Origin of the sequence: Pseudomonas sp. SIMBA_068, assembly GCF_046534705.1 — a bacterium.
Taxonomy (GTDB): Bacteria; Pseudomonadota; Gammaproteobacteria; order Pseudomonadales; family Pseudomonadaceae; genus Aquipseudomonas; species Aquipseudomonas putida.
On the sequence record NZ_JAWRYI010001179.1, the window covers coordinates 1 to 250 of the forward strand.

The following is a 250-nucleotide window of genomic DNA, read 5'->3' on the forward strand; positions in this document are numbered from 1 at the left end:
GGTGTTAAAGATTTTAATGTAGTTATGGTTTTTCATACCCAAGCAGCAGTAAATAGATTTATTGAACACGGTTGGGCATTTGGTGGGAACGCAGATGCTGCAGCAAAATACGAAGATAAAGGTGGAGCATTGGTGGCCGAAGCCATTGCAGACCAAGTTACTGTCTATTCTGTAACCGAAAATGGGCTTGCTCTACAAGCTGTTCTAAAAGGGACTAAGTTTTGGGTAGATTCTGAGCTAAATTAATCGT

The 250-nt window shown here is 40.8% G+C and carries 1 protein-coding gene; it reads left to right on the plus strand.

Going from position 1 to position 250, the window contains the following annotated elements:
- Positions 1–246: YSC84-related protein (locus SB756_RS33255; RefSeq protein ID WP_410913657.1), on the plus strand; the 246-nt coding region annotated here is incomplete at its 5' end.
- Positions 247–250 lie beyond the last annotated feature (4 nt).